This is a genomic window from Nocardioides lijunqiniae, from assembly GCF_015024225.1.
In the GTDB taxonomy this organism is placed as follows: domain Bacteria; phylum Actinomycetota; class Actinomycetes; order Propionibacteriales; family Nocardioidaceae; genus Nocardioides; species Nocardioides lijunqiniae.
In genome coordinates this window covers 1-13,513 of sequence record NZ_JACJGM010000013.1, presented here as the reverse complement: position 1 = coordinate 13,513, position 13,513 = coordinate 1, and the positions used below count along the sequence as shown (strand labels likewise).

Here is a 13,513-nt window from a genome sequence, read left to right as displayed (position 1 = left end):
GACCTCGAAGGACCCACGTGCCCGCCACCTCCGTGAACCGGTCCCGTCCCGACCTGTGCCCCGGGGCCCTGCGCCCCTGGCCCGCCGATGACGGCGCGCTCGTGCGGCTGCGGCCGCCCGGGGGTCTGGTGGCGACCACCTCCCTGCGTGCGCTGGTCTCCGTGGCCACGACGTACGGCGACCACGCGGTGCACCTGACCGGGCGTGCCAACCTGCAGCTGCGCGCGCTGCCCGCGACCGACGGGGTCCTCGAGCCCGAGGTGCTGGCCGCGATCGAGGCGACGGGGCTGCTGCCCTCGCGCAGCCACGAGCTGGTCCGCAACCTCATGACCTCCCCCCTGACCGGGCTGGTCGGCGGGCGCGCCGACCTCCGGCCGGTCGTCGCGGAGCTCGACCGCCTGCTCTGCGCGGACCCCGCCCTGGCGGGCCTGCCGGGGCGCTTCCTCTTCGTGCTCGACGACGGCCGCGGCGACCTCGTCACCCGGACGTCGGACCTGGGCCTGGTCGCCCTCGACCGGAGCACCGCGCAGCTGCGGGTCGGCGCGGGCTGGGGTCCGGTCGTGCCGCTGGCCGACGCCCCCGCGGCGCTGGTCGCCCTGGCCGCGCTGTTCCAGGAGCGCCGGGGCGACGGGCCCACGGCGGCGTGGCACGTCGACGAGCTGGCCGAGCCGCTGGTGGCCGCCGGGCCCGCCGACCCGCGCGCGCTGGTGGCCGGCGAGCCGGCGGCGTACGGGAGGCACGGCGGGGTCGAGCACGTGGAGGTGCCCGACGGGGTGCTCGTGCCGGAGCTGGCGCTGGCGCTCGCCGCGCGCGGGCCCGAGCTGGTCGTGACGCCGTGGCGAGGCTTGGTCGTCGCGGCCCTGGACGGAGGTGCGCGATGAGCACGCTGGCGCGGCCCGGGCGGCACTACGACTACGTCGACGACGGCCCGGCGATCTACGTCGAGTCGTTCGCGACGATCCGGCGCGAGGCGTCGTTCGCCGGGCTGCCCGCCGACGCCGAGAAGGTCGCGGTGCGGATGGTCCACGGCAGCGGCCAGGTCGACCTGGTCCGCGACCTGGTGGTCCACCCGCGGCTCGTCGGCGCGGCGCGGACCGCCCTGATGCTGGGCGCGCCGGTCCTCACCGACGCGCGGATGGTCGCGATGGGCATCACGGCCTCGCGGCTCCCGGCCGGCAACGACGTGCGCTGCTTCCTCACCGACGAGCGGGTCCCCGGCCTGGCCGCCGCGTGGTCCACGACGCGCACGGCTGCCGCCGTATCCCTGTGGGAGCCCTACCTCGACGGCGCCGTGGTCGTCATCGGCAACGCGCCGACCGCGCTGTTCCACCTGATGGAGATGCTGATCGAGGGCGCCCCGCGACCGGCGGCGATCATCGGCTGCCCGGTCGGCTTCATCGGCGCCGCGGAGTCCAAGGAGGCGCTGGTCGCGCTCGCCGACGACCACGGGATCGACGTCCCCTACGTCACCGTCCGCGGCCGTCGCGGCGGCTCGGCGATGGCGTCGTCCGCGCTCAACGCCCTGGCTCAGGAGGCCGAGTGACCGGCCGCTTCTACGGCGTCGGGCTCGGCCCCGGCGACCCCGAGCTCGTGACGCTCAAGGCCGCGCGGCTGATCGGCGCCGCCGACGTCGTCGCGTTCCACGCCGGCGTCGGCAAGCAGTCCAACGCCCGCCGCATCGCGGCCTCGCTGATCCCCGCGACGGCCGTCGAGGAGGAGCTGCGCTATCCCGTGACGACCGGACCCACGGCCCACCCGGGCGGCTACGCCGGCGCCATGGCGGAGTTCTACGCCGAGTCGGCCACGCGGCTGGCGGTCCACCTCGAGGCCGGGCGCGACGTGGTCCTGCTGGCCGAGGGGGACCCGCTGTTCTACGGCTCGTTCATGTACATGCACGACCTGCTGGCGCCGCGCTTCCCCACCGAGATCGTGCCCGGAGTCCCGGCCTTCGCGGCCGCGACCGCCGCCGCGGCGACCCCGCTGGTGCGCCAGACCGACGTGCTGACGATCCTGCCCGGCACGCTGCCCGAGCCCGAGCTCGCGCGCCGGCTCGCCGACACCGACGGCGCGATCATCATGAAGCTCGGCCGCACCTTCCCCGCCGTACGCTCCGCGCTGGCGCAGGCCGGCCGCCTGGAGCACGCCGTCTACGTCGAGCGCGCGTCGATGGAGACCGAGCGGCGGCTGCCGGTGGCGGACGTCGACCCGGCCACGGTGCCGTACTTCTCGCTGGTCGTCGTGCCCGGCGACTCGCGGCACGAGGAGCCCACGGGACGGCGGGTCGCGCCGGCTGCCGACACGTCCTCGGACGTCGTGGGCGGGCCGGCCGAGCTGCTCGTGGTCGGGCTCGGGCCGGGCCCCGACGCGTGGGTCACGCCCGAGGTCACGGCGGCGCTGGCCGAGGTCGACCACGTGGTCGGCTACGCGCCGTACGTCAACCGGGTGCCGCAGCGCGCCGGCCTCACCCGGCACGCGTCGGGCAACACCGTCGAGGTCGACCGCGCCCGCCTGGCGCTCGACCTCGCCCTCGCCGGCGAGCGGGTGGCGGTCGTGTCGGGCGGCGACGCGGGCGTCTTCGGGATGGCCTCGGCGGTCTTCGAGGCGGCCGAGGACCCGGCGTACGCCGCCGTGCCGGTGCGCGTGCTCCCGGGCGTCAGCGCGGTGCAGGCCGTGGCGGCGCGGGCGGGGGCGCCGATCGGCGCGGACTTCGCGGTGATGAGCCTCTCGGACCGGCTCAAGCCGTGGCCGGTCATCGAGCGCCGGCTGCGCCACGTGGCCGAGGCCGACCTGGTGCTCGCGATCTACAACCCCGCGTCGCGCTCGCGGACCGAGCAGGTGGTGCGCGCCCAGAAGGTGCTGCTCGAGCACCGCTCCCCCGACACCGTCGTCGTCGTGGGTCGCGACGTCGGCCGCGCCGAGGAGTCCCTCGTCGTCACCACCCTCGGCGCCCTCGACGCCGACACCATCGACATGAAGTGCCTCCTCATCGTCGGCGCGACCGGCACCCGCCGTACGCCGTCGGGCGCCGTCTGGAGCCCCCGCAGCGTCCCCGAGGAGTGACCCCGCTGCGGGGCCGGGTGTCGGTGTCGGTGGTGACCGGCAGGGTGCCGCCCATGGGTTGGGTCGGGGAGCGGGTGCGGGACGCGCGGATGCTCGACGCCTACCTCGCGGTCGAGGACGCGGCGTCGTGGTCGGAGTGGCTGGCCTTCGACGAGGCGGTCCCGTGGGCGCCGCGGGAGCCGGGCGTCTACCTGTTGAGGGACCCCGCCAGCCAGGTGGTCGTGCACGTCGGGATGGCCGGCGAGCGGGCGGCGTCGGGACGGCCGCGAGGGCTGCGCGGCCGGCTCGCGACCTACCGCACCGGCCAGGACGCCGTGGGCGGGTTCGTCGAGGCCGCCCTCGACCGCGCGCTCGCCGACCCCGACTGGGTGGCGAGACGGCTCGACGACCTCCGCAGCCACGGCCCTCGCCGCACCCGTCAGTGGGCCGCCGCGGCCGTCGCCCACGCCGCCCCCGAGGTCTCCTGGGCCGTCCGTCCCGAGCGCGCCGACGCCAAGCTCCTGGCCGACCAGGTCGAGCTCCTGCTGCGCCCCCACGGCCTCTGGACCCGCTGACCGTCGAGGTGGTCCCGGACGCACGTGTCGACGTGGTTTCGAGACGGGACTTCGTCCCTCCTCAACCACCGAGGAGGCGCTTGGTGGAGCGGTCGCGGGAGGGGGCGTAGAGGTAGGACTCGCCGGCGGCGGAGGACGGGTCGAGAGCCGGGCCCACCAGGATGACGGCGGCCTGGCGCAGGCCCGCGTGCTCCACCCCGTCGGCGATCGAGGAGACGGTGCCGCGCAGGACCAGCTCGTCGGGCTGGCTGGCCTTGTGGACCACGACCACCGGGCAGTCCGGGCCGTAGTGCCCGGCGAGCTCGTCCATCAGCTCGCGGGTGCGGGTGATGGCCAGGTGCAGGACGAGGGTGGCGCGGGTGGCCGCGAAGCGGGCCAGCTCCTCGGTCTCCGGCATCGCGGTGGAGCGGGCCTGGGCGCGGGTGAGGACCACCGACTGGGTCACCAGCGGCACCGTCAGCTCGCGACCGACGAGCGCGGCCGCGGCGGCGTACGCCGGGACGCCCGGCGTGACGTCCCAGGGCACCCCGGCCTCGTCGAGGCGGCGGGTCTGCTCGTGCAGGGCGGAGTAGACCGACGGGTCGCCCGAGGCGAGCCTGACGACGTCGAGGCCGGCGCGGTGGGCGTCCACGAGCTCGGCGACGATCCGGTCCAGGTCGAGGTCCTGGGTGTCGACGAGCCGCGCGTCCGGGCGACAGTGGGCGAGGACCGCGTGGTCGAGGTAGGTGCCGGGGTAGAGGCACACGTCGGCGGCGGCGAGCATCGTCGCCGCGCGCAGCGTGATCAGGTCGGCCGCCCCCGGTCCGGCGCCGACGAAGTGGACGGTCATGCGGTCTTCTCCTTGGTCCAGGCCCACTGGGTCACGGCCCGCGTCGGCGTCCAGCCCGTGAAGGAGCCGATCGCGCCGGCGTGCTCCACGTGCAGCCGGCTCAGCTCGCCCCCGCGCTCGGCGTGCAGCCGGCCGAGCAGCGCCTCGGTCTCCAGCGTCACGCCGTGCACGACCAGCCGACCGCCGGGCCGCAGCGAGTCGAGGCAGGACGCTACGACGCCCGTCACGGTGGCACCGCCGCCGACGAACACCGCGTCCGGCAGCGGCAGCCCCACGAGCGCCTCGGGCGCCCGGCCGTGCACCACCCGCAGCCCCGGCACGCCGAGGCGTGCGGCGTTGCCGCGGATCCGCTCGGCCCGCGCCGCGTCACCCTCCACGGCGACCGCCGCGCAGGTGGGGTGGGCCCGCAGCCACTCGATGCCGACGGACCCCGCGCCGGCGCCGACGTCCCAGAGCAGCTGGCCGGGCTGGGCGGCCAGCCGGGCGAGGGCCGAGGCGCGCAGGTCGCGCTTGGTGAGCTGGCCGTCGTGCTCGAACGCCTCGTCCGGCAGGCCACCGCTCCGCGGCCCGACGACCGGGCCGATCAGGGTCAGCGCGACGACGTTGAGCGCCGGCGCGTCCCCGCTCCAGGACCGGGCCAGCCCGTCGCGACGGGACTCGGCGGCGGAGCCGAGGTCCCCGAGCACGGTCAGCGCGCTCTCGCCGTAGCCGGCGGCGTCGAGCAGGCCGGCGACCTCCGCGGGCGTGGAGGCGTCCGACGACAGCACCAGCACCCGGTGACCGGGCGAGAGCGCGCGCAGGACCGCGTGGGCGTCGCGGCCGACGACCGAGACCACCTCGGCCGTCTCGGCCGGCCAGCCCATCCGGGCACGGGCGAGCGCCACCGACGACACCGCCGGCAGCACCCGCACGACGTCCGCGCCGAGCAGCCCGACCAGCGTCGAGCCGATGCCTGAGACCAGCGGGTCGCCCGAGGCGAGCGCGACGACCTCGCGGCCGGCGTACCGCTCGAGCAGGGCCGGCAGGCCGTCCCTCAGCGGCGAGGGCCACGGCGTGCGCTCCTGCCCGGGTACGGCGGGCAGCAGCGCCAGGTGCCGCGCGCCGCCGAGCACCACGGGCGCCTCCAGCACGAGGCGCCGGGTGTCCTCGGGGACGCCGGGCCAACCGTCCGCGCCGAGGCCGACGACCGTCAGGCGAGGACGCGTGGAGGAGGGCACGGGGACGAACGCTATCGTGACGACCGACAGGCACGAGGTGCCCCGACCCCCCGCTGCGACGCGGGAGCGACGGGAGAATCTGGGAAGCCGGTGAGAGTCCGGCACAGGCCCGCTGCGGTGATCTGGACGGCGTCGACGACGCCGATCCAGGAAGTCCGAAGACCGGCCTCGCGCCCCCTGAAAGCTGGCGAACGAGCGGGAGCCTCCATGCCACAGCAGTACCCCTTCTCTGCCGTCGTCGGATCAGACGGACCCGACGGCCCCGGCGGCACCGACGGCCTCGATGGCATGGCGCTCGCCCTGGTCCTCACCACGATCTCGCCCGAGGTCGGCGGCGTGCTCGTGCGCGGTGAGAAGGGCACGGCCAAGTCGACGATCGTCCGCGCGCTGGCCGCCGTCCTGCCGCCGATCGACGTCGTGGCCGGCGACCGCTTCTCGACCGACCCGCGCGAGCGTCACGTCGCCTCGCCGGACGGCCCCTTCGGCCCCGACGCCGCCACCGAGACGCGGCCGGTGCGGCTCGTCGAGCTGCCGGTCGGCGCGACCGAGGACCGCGTGCTCGGCTCGCTGCACCTCGAGCGGGCGCTGTCGGAGGGCAAGGCGGAGTACGAGCCCGGCCTGCTCGCCCGCGCGCACCGCGGCATCCTCTACGTCGACGAGGTCAACCTCCTCCACGACCACCTCGTCGACCTGCTGCTCGACGCCGCCGCGATGGGCCGCTCCACCGTCGAGCGCGACGGCGTCTCGGTCGAGCACGCCGCCCGGTTCGTGCTCGTCGGCACCATGAACCCGGAGGAGGGCGAGCTCCGCCCTCAGCTCCTCGACCGCTTCGGCCTCACCGTCGAGGTGGCCGCACCGCGCGACCCGCAGACCCGGGTCGAGGTCGTGCGCCGCAGGATGGCCTACGACGCCGACCCCGACGCGTTCGTGGCGGCGTACGCCGAGCGCGAGGCCGCGCTCACCGCACGGATCCAGCGCGCCCAGGAGCTGGTCGGCCGGGTCGTGCTCTCGGACGCGGCGCTGCTCAAGATCGCCGAGGTCTGCGCGGCGTTCGAGGTCGACGGCATGCGCGGCGACCTGGTCACCGCCCGCACGGCGATCGCGCACGCGGCCTGGCACGAGCGCACCTCGGTGACCCGCGAGGACATCCGCGCCGCGGCCCGGCTGTCGCTGCCCCACCGGCGCCGGCGCAACCCGTTCGACGCGCCCGGGCTCGACGAGGAGCTGCTCGACCGGGTGCTCGGCGACGACGAGCTGCCGCCGGAGCCGCCGGAGGGCGGCGGGGGCGGTGACGACGACACCGGCGACACCGGCGACGGCGCCGGGGACGACGGGCGCGCCGAGGACCCCGATGGTGGGGACGGCGACGGCGACGAGGGTTTCGAGACAGACGCCGGCGCGCCTTCCTCAACCCACGACGAGGCGCCTTCCTCCACGCACGAGGACGCGTCCGGCGCCGGAGGTGCGGCGCCGGGGACGCCGGTGGCCGCGGGCACGCCGTACCGGCCGCGGCTCTTCACCGTCTCCGGCACGGGGGCGGGTGCGGCCGGCAAGCGGAGCCGGGCGATCACCGAGTCCGGTCGGCGGGTGGGCGCCCGGCGCTCCGACGGCGCCGGCGGCTCGATCCACCTCAGCGAGACCGTGCGGGCCGCGGCGCCGCACCAGGTCGCGCGGGGACGGGTCGACGGGCCGCTGCGGTTCCGCGGCGCCGACCTGCGGGTGGCCGTGCGCGAGGGTCGGGAGGCCAACCTCGTGCTGTTCTGCGTCGATGCGTCGGGCTCCATGGCCGCGCGCAAGCGCATGGAGCAGGTCAAGACCGCGATCCTGTCGCTGCTGCTCGACGCCTACCGCCGCCGCGACAAGGTGGGGCTGGTGACCTTCCGCGGCGCCGGCGCGGAGCTGGCGCTCCCGCCCACCCGCTCCGTCGACATCGCCGCCACGCGCCTCCAGGACCTCGGCGCCGGCGGCCGCACCCCGCTCGCCGAGGGGCTGCTCGAGGCCGACCGGGTGCTGCGCGTCGAGCGCGTGCGCGACCCGCACCTGCGCCCGCTGCTGGTGGTCGTCACCGACGGCCGCGCCACCCAGGGCGCCGATGCCGTGGCCCGCTCGCGGCAGGTGGCCGCCCACCTCGCGACCACGGTCGACTCGGTGGTCGTCGACTGCGAGACCGGGTCCTTCCGGATGGGACTCGCCGCACGCCTGGCCGAGTCGCTGGGCGCCGAGCACGTCCCGGTCGCCGAGGTGAGCGCCCCCGGCCTCGCCGCGATCGTCCACCACTCCGTGGGCGCGGCCTGATGCCGCAGGGACAGCCGGACGCGGTGCCCCACGACGGCCTGACCACCCGCGAGCGCCGCCAGCAGCCGCTGCTGATGGTCCACACCGGCGACGGCAAGGGGAAGTCGACGGCGGCGTTCGGCCTGGCGATCCGGGCGTGGAACCAGGGGTGGGACGTCGGGGTCTTCCAGTTCGTGAAGTCCGCCAAGTGGCGCATCGGCGAGCAGACCGTGCTCGAGCGGCTCGGTGAGCTGCACCAGCAGACCGGCGAGGGCGGACCCGTCGAGTGGCACAAGATGGGCGCCGGCTGGTCGTGGTCGCGCAAGGCCGGCGACGAGACCGACCACGCCGCGGGCGCCGCGGCCGGATGGGCCGAGATCAAGCGCCGCCTGGCCGAGGAGACCCACGACCTCTACGTGCTCGACGAGTTCACCTACGTCATGGAGTGGGGCTGGGTCGACCTCGACGACGTCATCCAGACGCTGTCGCAGCGGCCGGGGCGTCAGTACGTCGTCGTGACCGGGCGCCGCGCCCACCCCCGGCTGATCGAGGTCGCCGACCTGGTCACCGAGATGACCAAGGTCAAGCACCAGATGGACCGGGGCCAGAAGGGCCAGAAGGGAATCGAGTGGTGACCGCCCCCAGCACGGCGCTCCCGCGCATCGTCGTCGCCGCTCCGGCCACCGGCCAGGGCAAGACCACGGTGTCCACAGGGCTGATGGCGGCGCTGACGCGCGCCGGTCACTCGGTGAGCGGTCACAAGGTCGGTCCCGACTACATCGACCCCGGCTACCACGCGCTCGCCTGCGGGCGCCCGGGCCGCAACCTCGACCCGCACCTCGTCGGCGAGCACCGGGTCGCCCCGCTGCTGCTGCACGGGGCACGGACGCCGGCGCCGGCCGACATCGCCGTGGTGGAGGGCGTGATGGGCCTCTACGACGGCCGCGTCGGCCACGACGGGTTCTCCTCGACCGCCCACGTCGCCCACCTCACCGACTCGCCCGTCGTGCTCGTCGTCGACATCGCGCGCTCGTCGCGCTCCATCGGGGCGGTCGTGCACGGCATGGCGACCTGGCGCGGCGCGCCCCGGATCGCCGGCGTGATCCTCAACCAGGCCGGCTCCCCCCGCCACGCCGCGGAGGTCGCCTCCTCGATCGACCTGCCCGTGCTGGGCACGGTCCCGCGCGACGAGACGGTGTCCGCGCCGTCGCGCCACCTCGGGCTGGTCCCGGCCGCCGAGCGCGACGAGGCCGCCCACGCGCTGGACCGGCTCGCCGAGCGGATCGCCGAGACCGTCGACCTCGACGCGGTCCTCGACGTCGCCCGCTCCGCGCCGGACCTCGACGTCGAGCCGTGGGACCCGGCGCACGAGGTGCGCCCGTCCGGGGACGGGCGCCCCGTGGTGGCGATGGCCGGCGGGCGCGCCTTCACCTTCCGCTACGCCGAGACCGAGGAGCTGCTGCGCGCGGCCGGCTGCGAGGTCGTCACGTTCGACCCGCTCGCCGACCCCGCGCTCCCGCCGGGCACCGCCGGGATCTACCTCGGCGGCGGGTTCCCGGAGGTGCACGCGGCCGACCTCACCGGCAACGAGCCGCTGCGCCGCGAGCTGGCCGCGGCCGTCGCGGCCGGCGTACCGACCGTCGCGGAGTGCGCCGGGCTGCTCTACCTCTGCGACACCCTCGACGGCGCCCCGATGGTCGGGGCCCTGCCGGCGCACGCGGAGATGACCTCGCGGCTGACGCTGCGCTACCCGACGGCCACGGCGGCCGGCGACTCGCTGCTGACCCGCACCGGCGAGGAGGTGACCGGGCACGAGTTCCACCGCACGCACGTCGAGCCCGTGCGCGGCGACACCGCCACCTGGACCGTCGACGGCACGGCGGTCGGCTTCGGCACGGCGAGCCTGCACGCCTCCTACCTGCACACGCACTGGGCCGGCCACCCGCGGATGGCGCAGCGGTTCGCCGACGCCGTGCACGCGCATGCGTGAGCCCCTCGAGGATCCCCTGCGCCACCACGGCGACGTCGAGGTCGGCGACCTGCTCGACCTGGCCGTCAACGTCTACGCCGGCGCCCGCCCCGACTGGCTGCAGGCGGCCCTGAGCCGCTCGCTGGACGACGTCGGCGCCTACCCCTCCCCGACCGCGGCCGAGACGGCGCTGGCCGGTCGCCACGGCGTCGCCCCCGACCGGGTGCTCGCGACCGCCGGCGCCGCGGAGGCGTTCTCGCTCGTGGCGCGGCTGCGCCCGTGGGCGCGGCCGGTGGTCGTGCATCCGCAGTTCACCGAGCCGCACGCCGCGCTGCTGCAGGCCGGCCGCACGGTCACCGAGGTGGTGCTGCCCGAGCCGTTCGTCCTGGACGCCTCGCTGGTGCCCGACGACGCCGACCTGGTGGTGGTGGGCAACCCGACCAACCCCACCGGCGTCCTGCACCCGTCCGCCTCGCTCCTGGCACTGGTCCGGCCCGGGCGGCTCGTGGTGGTCGACGAGGCGTTCCTCGACGCCGTACCGGGCGAGCCGGGGTCGCTGGTGTCCGCCGGGACCTCGGGGGTGCTGGTGGTCCGCAGCCTGACCAAGCACTGGAGCATCCCCGGCGTCCGCGCCGGGTACGCCGTCGGCGACCCCGGCCTCGTCGCCGAGCTGCGCCGGGGTCAGGTGCCGTGGTCGGTGTCGGCGCAGGCGTCCGCGGCGATGCTCGCCTGCTCCTCGACCGAGGCGCTGGTGGAGTCCGAGCGCCGAGCGGTCGAGATCGGCGAGTGGCGGGCGCACCTCGAGGATCGCCTGCGGGAGCTGGGGATCCACCACGTCGCCTCGTCCGCGCCGTTCGTGCTGGCTCGCGCCGGCGACGGCGTCCACGCCCGGCTGCGCGCCGCAGGCATCGCCGTCCGCCGCGCCGACACCTTCCCCGGCCTCGGCCCCGACTGGGTCCGCATCGCCGTCCGCCCTCCCGCCGTCACGGACCGGCTGGTGGCGGCGCTGGCGCCGTGGTGACGTTTCCCCAAGGTATGCAGCGGAGATGTCACTTCCCGTGCGCTGCAGACCGAGGGAAGTGACGTTTCCCCTGCATACCTTGGGGAAACGTCACCGGCCGGACGGCCGCTAGCGGCCGACGACCCGATGCCCTAGGCTGCTCGCGCGGGCACGAGGAAGCCGGTGGGAATCCGGCACAGTCGCGCTACTGTGACATCGCCTCCGAGAGCATCGGATGCGGTGGAGTCAGACCCGAAGGTCCGCCTACACCCCATCGAAACAGGGACGCACTCATCCCTGAGGAGGACACACATGTCATCGGCCGTCGCCACCCCCGCACCCGAGGTCGAGATCCCCTCGATCCCCCTCGCCGAGATCGCCCCGTGGGCGCTCTTCTTCGGACTCCTGGGCACGCTGGTGCTCTTCTTCATCAGCGCCGACCAGGGCGCGGTCTCCATCCCGGCCGGCACCGCGATCCACGAGTGGGTCCACGACGGGCGCCACCTGCTCGGCTACCCCTGCCACTGAGCCTCCGCTCTCCGCAGCAGCAGTAGCCCCAGGCAGCACCTTCACCCCTACCCGACCGCCCCCCGGGCGGTCGGTCGTCGGACGGACCCCACATGACCGCACGCTCGTTCCTCGTCCGGGGGCTGCTGGTCGGCCTCCTGGCCGGCCTCGCCTCCTTCCTCGTCGCCTACACCGTCGGCGAGCCGCACGTCGACACCGCCATCTCGCTCGAGGAGTCGGCCCCCGCCGGCGCCGCCGAGGCCGATGACGGCCACACCCACTCCCACGCCGACGACGGCGAGGCCGAGGAGGGCGTGACCGAGGTCAGCCGCGGCACCCAGCGCACCTGGGGCCTGCTCACCGGGACGCTGGCCGTCGGCGTCGCGCTCGGCGGCATCGTCGGCCTGCTCGCCGCCGCGACGGTCGGCCGGCTCGGCCGGCTGACCCCGCGCCAGTCGACGGCGACGGTCAGCGCCATCGGCTTCACGTCGTTCGCGCTGGTGCCGTTCCTGAAGTACCCCTCCACCCCGCCCGCCGTCGGCAGCGGCGACACGATCGGCGACCGCACCGCGTGGTACTTCGGCCTGGTGCTGCTCTCCGTCGTCGTCGCGGTGCTCGCGACGCTGGTCGCCGTGCGCCTGGCCGAGACGTACGGCGCGTTCACCGGCGTGGTCGGCGGCGCCGGGCTGTACGTCGCCGCGATGGCTGTCACCGTGCTGCTCCTGCCCACGGTCAACGAGGTGGGCAGCTTCCCTGCCGACACGCTCTGGTACTTCCGGCTCTCCTCGCTGCTGACGCTCGCCACCCTCTGGACCGTCATCGGCGTGGGGCTCACCGGCGTCGTCGGCCGGCTGCACGAGCGCTCGGTGGCCGTGCAGGCCCGCCGCGAGCTCGCGGCCAGCCTGTGAGCACCTCCGCCATCGTCGCCCCCTCGGCCGTGGCCCGCGCCGCGGCCGAGGTGCGGCTGGCCGCCCTGGCGACCCCTGCCGGCGCGCTCGGCCGGCTCGGCGACCTCGCGGTGTGGGTCTCCGGCGCGCAGGGCAGCGTGCCGCCCCGCGAGCTGACCGACGTACGCCTGGTGATCTTCGCGGGCGACCACGGCGTCGCGGCGCACGGCGTCTCGGCCTACCCGCCGGCGGTCACGCCCGCCATGGTCCGCACCTTCCTCGCGGGCCGGGCCGGCGTCTCCGCGCTCGCCCGCGCGCACGGCGTCGCCGTGCGGGTGCTGGACCTGAGCGTGGACGACGACCTCGAGGGGGTGCCGGCCGACGTGCTCGCGCACAAGGTGCGGCGCGGCTCCGGCGCCATCCACCTCGAGGACGCCCTCACCCCCGACGAGACCCGGCAGGCGCTCGAGGCCGGCGCCGCGGTCGCCCGCGAGGAGGTCGCGGCCGGCGCGGACCTGCTGCTGAGTGGCGACATGGGCATCGGCAACACCACTCCCGCGGCCGCGCTGGTGGCCGCCGGGCTCGGCCTCCCGGCGGCCGAGGTCGTCGGCCGCGGCACGGGCGTCGACGACGCCGGGCTGCGGCGCAAGACCGAGGTCGTCGAGGCCGCCCTGCGCCGCGCCGGAGCCCGCACCGACGACCCGGTCGCCACCCTCACCGCGCTGGGCAGCGCCGACCTCGCGGCGTCCACCGGCTTCCTGCTGGAGGCCGCGCGCCTCGGCGTGCCGGTGCTGCTCGACGGCCTCATGGCCGTGGCCTGCGCGCTGACCGCCGACCGGATCGAGCCGGGCGCCGCCGCCTGGTACGCCGCCGGGCACCGCTCGACCGAGCCGGCCCAGTCGCTCGCGCTCGACAAGCTCGGCCTCGAGCCGGTGCTCGACCTCGGGCTCCGGCTCGGCGAGGGCTCGGGCGCGGTCGCGGCCGTGCCGGTGCTCCGCTCGGCCGTGGCCCTGCTGCGCGACGTGGCGCTGCTCGCGGAGCTCTGAGCCCGTGGACGCCTGGCGGCTGGCCGTCGGCACGCTGACGGCGCTGCCGGTCGCGGCGCCGTCGCGGGTGGACCGCCGGACCGCCGGGCACGCCATGCTGCTCGCCCCGCTCGCCGTGCTGCCGCTGGGCGCGCTGGTCGCCGGCCTGCTGCTGCTCGGCGACCTCGCCG

General features: G+C 76.2%; 11 protein-coding genes, 1 pseudogene and 1 riboswitch. Of the genes and pseudogenes, 10 read left to right on the top strand and 2 right to left on the bottom strand.

What is annotated here, in order from left to right; all coding sequences use genetic code 11:
* Nucleotides 1–17: 17 nt before the first annotated feature.
* From IRQ30_RS10060 to IRQ30_RS23360, 4 genes are read left to right on the top strand one after another with little or no spacing between them, the layout of a single operon-like run.
* Entirely contained in the window at nt 18–881 is an 864-nt protein-coding gene (locus IRQ30_RS10060) for a nitrite reductase (protein WP_193612764.1), read from the top strand.
* Nucleotides 878–1,543: a precorrin-8X methylmutase gene (locus IRQ30_RS10055; RefSeq protein ID WP_193612763.1), complete on the top strand. Its 666-nt coding sequence runs from the start codon at nt 878–880 to the stop codon at nt 1,541–1,543. Before IRQ30_RS10060 ends, IRQ30_RS10055 begins: the two co-directional genes overlap by 4 nt.
* Nucleotides 1,540–3,060: a precorrin-2 C(20)-methyltransferase gene (locus IRQ30_RS10050; protein WP_193612762.1), complete on the top strand. Its 1,521-nt coding sequence runs from the start codon at nt 1,540–1,542 to the stop codon at nt 3,058–3,060. The genes IRQ30_RS10055 and IRQ30_RS10050 overlap by 4 nt, the downstream gene beginning before the upstream one ends.
* A 53-nt stretch (nt 3,061–3,113) precedes the next feature.
* Entirely contained in the window at nt 3,114–3,614 is a 501-nt protein-coding gene (locus IRQ30_RS23360; RefSeq protein ID WP_227467377.1) for a hypothetical protein, read from the top strand.
* A gap of 61 nt (nt 3,615–3,675) precedes the next feature.
* Here IRQ30_RS23360 and cobM read toward each other — a convergent pair whose 3' ends face one another.
* Nucleotides 3,676–4,443 carry a precorrin-4 C(11)-methyltransferase gene (gene cobM / locus IRQ30_RS10040; protein WP_193612761.1) on the bottom strand — a complete coding sequence of 256 codons (768 nt, stop codon included), beginning with the start codon at nt 4,441–4,443 and terminating at the stop codon, nt 3,676–3,678.
* On the bottom strand, nt 4,440–5,660 hold the full coding sequence (cbiE, locus tag IRQ30_RS10035) for a precorrin-6y C5,15-methyltransferase (decarboxylating) subunit CbiE (RefSeq protein WP_193612760.1): 1,221 nt from the start codon (nt 5,658–5,660) through the stop codon (nt 4,440–4,442). Before cbiE ends, cobM begins: the two co-directional genes overlap by 4 nt.
* 18 nt (nt 5,661–5,678) lie before the next feature.
* Nucleotides 5,679–5,845: riboswitch (cobalamin riboswitch) on the top strand.
* Between the two features lie 22 nt (nt 5,846–5,867).
* Between cbiE and IRQ30_RS10030 the strand changes: the two genes are divergently transcribed.
* From IRQ30_RS10030 to cobT, 6 genes and pseudogenes are all read left to right on the top strand, one after another.
* On the top strand, nt 5,868–7,955 hold the full coding sequence (locus IRQ30_RS10030) for a VWA domain-containing protein (protein WP_193612759.1): 2,088 nt from the start codon (nt 5,868–5,870) through the stop codon (nt 7,953–7,955).
* Nucleotides 7,955–8,569, top strand: coding sequence for a cob(I)yrinic acid a,c-diamide adenosyltransferase (cobO, locus tag IRQ30_RS10025; RefSeq protein ID WP_193612758.1), 615 nt, complete (start codon nt 7,955–7,957; stop codon nt 8,567–8,569). The genes IRQ30_RS10030 and cobO overlap by 1 nt, the downstream gene beginning before the upstream one ends.
* Nucleotides 8,566–10,924, top strand: a pseudogene (locus IRQ30_RS24365) (cobyrinate a,c-diamide synthase). The gene cobO and the pseudogene IRQ30_RS24365 overlap by 4 nt, the downstream one beginning before the upstream one ends.
* A 291-nt stretch (nt 10,925–11,215) precedes the next feature.
* Complete coding sequence (locus IRQ30_RS10015) at nt 11,216–11,431, top strand: CbtB domain-containing protein (RefSeq protein ID WP_193607985.1); 216 nt, start codon at nt 11,216–11,218, stop codon at nt 11,429–11,431.
* 92 nt (nt 11,432–11,523) lie between these two features.
* Nucleotides 11,524–12,318 carry a CbtA family protein gene (locus IRQ30_RS10010; RefSeq protein WP_193612757.1) on the top strand — a complete coding sequence of 265 codons (795 nt, stop codon included), beginning with the start codon at nt 11,524–11,526 and terminating at the stop codon, nt 12,316–12,318.
* Nucleotides 12,315–13,343 (top strand): nicotinate-nucleotide--dimethylbenzimidazole phosphoribosyltransferase, encoded by a 1,029-nt coding sequence (gene cobT / locus IRQ30_RS10005; RefSeq protein ID WP_338089647.1) that lies wholly within the window; start codon nt 12,315–12,317, stop codon nt 13,341–13,343. Before IRQ30_RS10010 ends, cobT begins: the two co-directional genes overlap by 4 nt.
* Nucleotides 13,344–13,513 lie beyond the last annotated feature (170 nt).

Excerpts from the sequence above, each read along its gene's own strand:
- cobO (WP_193612758.1), top strand. The coding sequence starts at position 7,955 with ATGCCGCAGGGACAGCCGGACGCGGTGCCCCACGACGGCCTGACCACC.
- IRQ30_RS10055 (WP_193612763.1), top strand. The coding sequence starts at position 878 with ATGAGCACGCTGGCGCGGCCCGGGCGGCACTACGACTACGTCGACGAC.
- IRQ30_RS23360 (WP_227467377.1), top strand. The coding sequence starts at position 3,114 with ATGGGTTGGGTCGGGGAGCGGGTGCGGGACGCGCGGATGCTCGACGCC.
- IRQ30_RS10015 (WP_193607985.1), top strand. The coding sequence starts at position 11,216 with ATGTCATCGGCCGTCGCCACCCCCGCACCCGAGGTCGAGATCCCCTCG.
- IRQ30_RS10010 (WP_193612757.1), top strand. The coding sequence starts at position 11,524 with ATGACCGCACGCTCGTTCCTCGTCCGGGGGCTGCTGGTCGGCCTCCTG.
- cobM (WP_193612761.1), bottom strand. The coding sequence starts at position 4,443 with ATGACCGTCCACTTCGTCGGCGCCGGACCGGGGGCGGCCGACCTGATC.
- IRQ30_RS10030 (WP_193612759.1), top strand. The coding sequence starts at position 5,868 with ATGCCACAGCAGTACCCCTTCTCTGCCGTCGTCGGATCAGACGGACCC.